Origin of the sequence: Sphingomonas pruni NBRC 15498 (assembly GCF_001598455.1) — a bacterium.
GTDB lineage: Bacteria > Pseudomonadota > Alphaproteobacteria > Sphingomonadales > Sphingomonadaceae > Sphingomonas > Sphingomonas pruni.
In genome coordinates, this window is sequence record NZ_BCYZ01000127.1 from 1 (window position 1) to 4,655 (window position 4,655).

Here is a 4,655-nt window from a genome sequence, read left to right on the forward strand (position 1 = left end):
GGGAAAGTCCCAAAAGATTTCAGTGCATTGGCGATGATCGAAACGCTCGATATCTGGTCTGTCCTCAACACGCAAATGAGGACGAGACGATGCGCAAGCCGCGCGATTTCGATGCCGAACTGAAGGCGCTCGGCGACAAGGCCAGGCAACTCAAGGAACGCAAACTTCATCAACTGGGCGAGCTGGTGATCGCGACCGGTGCCGATGTGTTCCCGGTCGAGCAGTTGGCGGGGCTGCTATTGTCTGGGGTCGAAAGCAAGGATGCTGCGATCAAGGAGGGTTGGCGCAAACGCGGCGTCACTTTCTTTCAGCGCGGAACAGATAACGCTGCGGACAGCACTCGCCGCAACGCTGGCAGCTCAGCGAAGAGTGAGGGCGCTGCGTCATCGTCTGGAAGCCAGGCGCGCGAGAACTGATCAGAGAGCCTGGGTGATAAAACGCCGCGAACGGACTCGCCAGTTGATCGAGCTTGGCGGGCTCGTTACCAAAGCTGGTCTGGTTGAACTGACCGATGATGATCGCGTGGTGATCCTTGGCGCACTCGGCGAGATCGCGGCGAGACTTCGGAGCGACGATCGCGAACAAGCGCTCTTGCTTTGGCGGCGACGCGGCAAGCGAATGTTCGAGAACAACGAAATCGATTGAACTGTTCTCCTTATCTGCTGACCATCGACTTGGCCGAAACATCCATTATGGATGTGTTCGCCTAATGCAGCATCAATGCTCGCCGGCCATTCAAACCAGCAGGAACTACACATGTCAGAAGAATCACCCCTGAACGCGGTCGAACTCGCGACCGAACTCACGATCGCCTGGCTCGGCAACCAGAACAATCGGGTTTCCGCCGAAGACGTGCCGGCGTTCCTGCGCACCATGCACGCCACCGTGACCGATCTCGCGTCCGGATCTTCGGCGTCCGCCGGGGATGCGGAAGACACCGCGCCAGCGGAAGAATTCACGCCGGCCGTTACGGTACGCAAGTCGCTCGCGTCGAAGGATCACATCATCTCGCTGATCGACGGCAAGCCCTACAAGACATTGCGCCGGCATTTGTCGACGCACGGCCTGACGCCCGAGCAATATCGCGAGCGCTACAAGCTGAAGGCGGACTATCCGATGGTCGCCGAGAACTATTCGGCAACGCGCCGGGCGCTTGCGAACAAAATCGGCCTTGGTCAGAAAGGCCGGGCTGCCCGCGCCAGCGCACCGGGCGCCGCGCCTGCGCCGGCCAAGCGCGCGCCGCGCAAAGCCAAGACTGCCTGAAAAACCACGAGCGCCGCGCGGCCTAGCCGTGCGGCGCGAGCCGCTTTTCGCACGCCTCTTTCACCAGCGTCTGCAGCAGCTCGATCCGCTCGGCGAGCCATTCCAGCTCTTCCGGCGTGATCTTGTAATGGGGCGAGTAGCGGGCGTTCACATAGGCTTGCTGGAGCAGTTCGAAACAGCGCCGTCCAAACTTGGTGTCGCGTGGCCAGACTTGAATCAGGTCGAGCACCAATGGCTCGGCCTGGCTGCGCAGGAAGTTCAGCTTGTGCGACTTCGGGCTGTAGAGGGTGAGGGTCAGCAGGACGCAGTGATAGAAGCGTTCGGCAGCTTGATGGAGATCGAACGCTGCGTCCTTGAGATAGCCCTTCTCCATGTAGAAACGAGCGCCTTCGAAGCGCTTCGTCGCCGAAGGAAACCACTCGTCAAAATACTTCTGCGCCTCGGCTTGGGCGGCCCGTTTCGATAAGGGCCGAGGCGCCGCGAATGGATAGCCTTCCGCCTCATAGAGCGCGATGCCCTGCTCGACGGCATCAATGAAGAACGGGCGCCCGTGACTGAGATGCTCGTTCACTTCATTGAGGCTGTGCACGATGAAGGTGACCGGCGCGCTAATGCGCTTCGAGATCGTCACCTCGCGAACGAAATGGTCGTCCGCCTTGGCCCAATATTCAACCGGGTCGGTCAGGCGCTTGTCGTTGACGACGACCAGGATGTCATAGTCGGAATAATAGCCGCCGACCGGGTCCTCGACCCAATCGCCCCGCGCATAGGAGCCGTAGAGGATGACCTTGAGGATGCGGCCCTGCTTCTTCCATTTCTGGGTGGCAAGCGCGGTAGCGTCCTCGAATTCGGCAAACAGAATCTGCACGATACGTTCGAGGTCGCGTCGTTTCCGGTCGGGCAGATGATCGAGATCGGTTCGCATCGCGGCTCATCCTAACGGCACGATCGCGGTACGGACAGCCTCACCGGCAATGCGGACAGGCTGTCCGTAGCTCGTCGTCACTTCCCGTCCATCAGCCATCGAAACAGCTGCTTCCAAATCGGCTCGCACCTTGGCTCGTCGAACGCACGCGCTATCGAGATCAGGCTTTGCGCAAAGTGTCGTTCCACCTCGCGCTCGCTAAGCCCGGTCCGCTCGGCAATCTCTGGATAGCCCATGTCGTCGAGCCGGATTGCGAGGAAGATGTCGCGCTGGAGCCTTGGCATCCGACGCACCGCACGTTCCAGCCGAGCAAGCATCTCGGCGTCGGTCAGATCCTCGCGCATCACACCGCCTCCGGTGCAAAGGCGAGCAGATAGTCGGCCGCCTTGCTGGCAGCGCTTGCCGCGCGAAAGATCGCCTTCTCGTCCTCGCGCAGCACGGCCAGCCAGGAACCGATATAATCGGCATGGCGAACGGTCGGTTGGATCGACAGCGACGCGCAGGCAAAGGCGCTGGCCATTTCCGCGACCAGTTCCTCGCGCGCATAATCCGCACTGCCAAACCCGCCGCGCTGATTGCGATCCAAGCGGCTGCTATGCCCGGTCCAATGGCCAAGCTCATGCAAGGCGGTACGATACCAGTTGATCCGCTCGGGGAACGCGGCCGGTGGCGGCACCGCGACAAAGTCGGCACCCGGTGAATAATAGGCTTCGCCGCCTCCGATCCGGAAGTCGGCGCCGCTTGTTCGGATCAACGCCTGCACGCTCGGGATCATATCGATTTTCGCCGGAAGGTCGGGCGCGGTGACCAACGCTTCGGGCAGTCCCTCGCACTGGTCGACATTGAACACCGTGAACCGCTTGAGGAAGGCGATCTGCCGTGCATCGCGATCCTCGTCCTGCGCCCGCGCCGCTTCGTCCTTTGGGGTGAAGCGATCGGCATAACAGACGACCGTCCCCCGCTCGCCCCGCCGGACATTGCCGCCTGCTGCTTGTGCCTGCCGATAGGTCAGCCAGCGCTGCGACGAATATCGCCCCTCGATGACGGCCGCCCACAGGATAAGGACGTTGATCCCCGAATAGCGCCGCCCGGTCCCGGCATTGTGCGGCATGGCGCAACCGCACGCCGCGCTGTCCCAAGGCTGCACCCAGGGCAGCCGCCCTGCTTCCAGCTCGGCGATCACCCGCGATGTCACTTCGGCATAGAGGCTCTGCCGGTTGGTCTTGGTCCCGTTGTCCATCTTCCTTACTCCCAAACCACCGCAACCGGCGCCGGAATGGCGGGGTGAGCGGCAGGAGCGGACCGACAGTCCCGCCGATAAAGGCGGGCCGCACCCGACAGGGCCGGAACGAAGAGGAGGACTCCGGCGCAGCCGGAGTTGCGGCACGCCGCGGCGGGACTAAGGGCAAGCGACGCCCACCCCGACAGTTCGCGTGCCGGAGGCACGACGCCATCGCGCTAGCGCGATGTCCGCTGGCCGGAGCTCCGCTCCGGCACACGTCATGTGATCGTCATCCGAACTGACCGAGACGCCGGAACGGCGACTCGGCGATGCGCAAGCGGCGTAGAGCGCGGTCATGCCGTAGGCGTGAGACGCCCTGGGATTCTGGGCTCAAAAAATGCCCCTACGCCAGAGTATCTTTTTAGGCGCTGTGGGGCGCCATGGGGTGCAACTCGGACCCGACCCCTTGCGCGCGCTCCCACAATCTCAATCCTGTTCGTGGGGCGCCAAGGCAACGCAGACAGGATCATGCCATGACCGACACTCCCGACCGTATCCTTCGCCTGAAGACCGTGCTCGACCGTACCGGCCTGAGCCGCTCAACGATGTACCGGAAAATGCAGAACGGTACCTTTCCGAGAAACGTGCAGATCAGCGCCCGCTGCGCCGGCTGGCGGGAGTCAGCGATCAACGCGTGGCTGAGCAACCCGATGTTCTACTCAGCCGACGCCGGCGGGTAGCCCCGTCGCTCCGGTCGCATTCAATTAAAGCCGGGCTGCATTGCTGGGCGAAGTCGCCGTGTAGAGATGCGCGTGCGGGATCGTACCAGGGCACTGCGCTGATATTCAGCAATAGGATTTTGCCAGGGGGACAACACGTTCCTCGAAACTATGGCGTGCCCGGCTTTCAAACCCGTGGTCGGTGACGGACGAATTAAGTTCAAAATGGCCCAATTTGAATTTGCTAAGTTGGAAAGGGTCAGGTTCTTTCCCGAATAGAATCGGCGGGGGAAAGCATGTGAGTCGTCGAACAACGTGGCTAGCGTTTATTTGCGCGCTCGCGATTCCTGTAGCCGTCGTGGCGCAAACGCAGGAAACGACGACCTACACCTATGATTCGCTTGGTCGACTTATTGCGTCGTCGGTGTCCGGTGGCCCCAACGACGGGATGCAGACTGGTACTTCTTTCGATGCCGCCAGCAATCGGACAAATTACGCGGTAACGGCCGCGCCGCCGCAGCCTTCA

At 61.8% G+C, this 4,655-nt stretch carries 7 protein-coding genes; 4 read left to right on the forward strand and 3 right to left on the reverse strand.

Annotated features, from left to right (window positions below; genetic code table 11):
* From SPR01S_RS20565 to SPR01S_RS20575, 3 genes are all read left to right on the forward strand, one after another.
* Positions 1 to 416, forward strand: a 416-nt coding sequence (locus SPR01S_RS20565) for a conjugal transfer protein TraD (RefSeq protein ID WP_439646761.1), incomplete at its 5' end; no start/stop codon positions are given.
* Between the two features lie 13 nt (positions 417 to 429).
* On the forward strand, positions 430 to 645 hold the full coding sequence (locus SPR01S_RS20570; protein ID WP_281178808.1) for a conjugal transfer protein TraD: 216 nt from the start codon (positions 430 to 432) through the stop codon (positions 643 to 645).
* A gap of 75 nt (positions 646 to 720) precedes the next feature.
* Entirely contained in the window at positions 721 to 1,263 is a 543-nt protein-coding gene (locus tag SPR01S_RS20575) for a Ros/MucR family transcriptional regulator (protein ID WP_439646762.1), read from the forward strand.
* A gap of 22 nt (positions 1,264 to 1,285) precedes the next feature.
* Here the strand turns inward: SPR01S_RS20575 and SPR01S_RS20580 are convergent, their stop codons facing one another.
* The 3 genes from SPR01S_RS20580 to SPR01S_RS20590 all read right to left on the reverse strand — a co-directional run bounded on the left by SPR01S_RS20580 (position 1,286) and on the right by SPR01S_RS20590 (position 3,428).
* Positions 1,286 to 2,188, reverse strand: a complete 903-nt coding sequence (locus SPR01S_RS20580) for a HEPN domain-containing protein (RefSeq protein ID WP_066593598.1) — start codon at positions 2,186 to 2,188, stop codon at positions 1,286 to 1,288.
* A gap of 77 nt (positions 2,189 to 2,265) precedes the next feature.
* Positions 2,266 to 2,532: a sigma-70 region 4 domain-containing protein gene (locus tag SPR01S_RS20585; RefSeq protein ID WP_066593600.1), complete on the reverse strand. Its 267-nt coding sequence runs from the start codon at positions 2,530 to 2,532 to the stop codon at positions 2,266 to 2,268.
* Complete coding sequence (locus SPR01S_RS20590) at positions 2,532 to 3,428, reverse strand: ArdC family protein (protein ID WP_066593603.1); 897 nt, start codon at positions 3,426 to 3,428, stop codon at positions 2,532 to 2,534. The genes SPR01S_RS20585 and SPR01S_RS20590 overlap by 1 nt, the downstream gene beginning before the upstream one ends.
* A gap of 515 nt (positions 3,429 to 3,943) precedes the next feature.
* Here SPR01S_RS20590 and SPR01S_RS20595 point away from each other — a divergent pair.
* Positions 3,944 to 4,150, forward strand: coding sequence for a helix-turn-helix transcriptional regulator (locus SPR01S_RS20595; RefSeq protein WP_066593613.1), 207 nt, complete (start codon positions 3,944 to 3,946; stop codon positions 4,148 to 4,150).
* Positions 4,151 to 4,655 lie beyond the last annotated feature (505 nt).

What these genes read in the sequence shown, in the direction of transcription:
- SPR01S_RS20595 (WP_066593613.1), top strand. Translation starts at nt 3,944, where the DNA reads ATGACCGACACTCCCGACCGTATCCTTCGCCTGAAGACCGTGCTCGAC.
- SPR01S_RS20585 (WP_066593600.1), bottom strand. Translation starts at nt 2,532, where the DNA reads ATGCGCGAGGATCTGACCGACGCCGAGATGCTTGCTCGGCTGGAACGT.
- SPR01S_RS20590 (WP_066593603.1), bottom strand. Translation starts at nt 3,428, where the DNA reads ATGGACAACGGGACCAAGACCAACCGGCAGAGCCTCTATGCCGAAGTG.
- SPR01S_RS20580 (WP_066593598.1), bottom strand. Translation starts at nt 2,188, where the DNA reads ATGCGAACCGATCTCGATCATCTGCCCGACCGGAAACGACGCGACCTC.
- SPR01S_RS20575 (WP_439646762.1), top strand. Translation starts at nt 721, where the DNA reads ATGCTCGCCGGCCATTCAAACCAGCAGGAACTACACATGTCAGAAGAA.